Genomic DNA, 1,205 nt, shown 5'->3' with positions numbered 1-1,205 from the left:
AGTCGGCGACGAGGTCGCGATCACCGCGACCGTCGGAACCTCCCCTACCCAGTCCGATCCAGCCGGTCGCGCAGCATGCTCCACGGCAACAGCATGTTGGGCGCATAGCGCAGCAGGCCGTGGAACGGGATCGGCGCTGCCGGCGCGAATGGCAGCTGTAGGCTCCGCGCTTCTGTCCCGGCCGCCCAGTCGGCCAGCACCTTGCCCATGGCCGTGGTCATGGCGATGCCGCGCCCGTTGCAGGCGCGCGCGGCGATCAGACTTGGGCCGAGGTCGATCAGATGCGGCAGGAAATCCGGTTCGACGGCGGCGATCCCCGACCAACTATACTCAAGCGGCGGCAGGTCAGGCAGCTCCAGACACCGCGCTATTCGCCGCCAGAGTATTTGCGGCACGCGCCCGTCGGCGCCCGCGCTCACCACATGCATGCCGCCGCTGATCAGCCGGTTCTGGGCATCGAAGCGGAAGGTGATGAGATTGCGTCTGGTGTCGGAAAAACCCTGGCCGCCTGGCAGCAGGCGCTGGCGCGCCTTCGGGGGCAAGGGCTGTGTCGCGATCTGGAAAACCTTCAGCGGGAAATAGGTCCGCCGCAGTGTCGGGTTGAGCCCTCCGCCATAGGCGTTGGTGGCGATCAGCACCTTGCCGGCACGCAGTGAACCCGAAGGCGTCTTCAGCGTCCAGCCGTCGGACGCACGGTCGATCGATGTGACGCGCGTGTGCTCGAAAATCCGCGCGCCGGCCTTTTCGGCGGCATCGGCCAAGCCGCGCGCGAATTCGACCGGATTGAGCACCCCGCCCGAGTGGTCCATCCAACCGCCGGCATAACCACAGGCACCGGTCAACGCCTCGGTCTGCTGGGGGTCCAGCATCACGGCCGGCCTGCCGCGCTCCGCCCATTGCCTGGCGCGGGATCGGATTTTTTCGAGAGCAGCCCATGAGTGCGCCGCCTGTATCCAGCCGTTCTGCACGGCGTCGCAGGCGATGCCATGCCGCTCTACGAGGCCGAAGACGAGGTCGGCGCTGCCGGCGGCGAATTCGATCAGCCGCTCGCCGCGCTGGGGGCCGAGATGCGCGGATATGGCGTCCGGATCCATCTTGGCGAAGTTCGGCACGACGAAGCCTGCATTACGGCCGGTCGCCCCCCAAGCGATGATTTCGGCTTCGAGGACAGCCACCGAAAGACCTTTGGCGGCGGCATGCAGGGC

General features: G+C 67.4%; 1 protein-coding gene. It reads right to left on the bottom strand.

The window, feature by feature from the left end:
• Positions 1–44 precede the first annotated feature (44 nt).
• A partial coding sequence (locus EN745_RS35000; RefSeq protein ID WP_145992333.1) for an FAD-dependent oxidoreductase occupies positions 45–1,205 on the bottom strand: 1,161 nt, incomplete at its 5' end.

The sequence above is a fragment of the Mesorhizobium sp. M4A.F.Ca.ET.022.05.2.1 genome, assembly GCF_003998845.1.
Taxonomy (GTDB): Bacteria; Pseudomonadota; Alphaproteobacteria; order Rhizobiales; family Rhizobiaceae; genus Mesorhizobium.
This window is presented reverse-complemented; position numbering and strand designations above follow the sequence as displayed.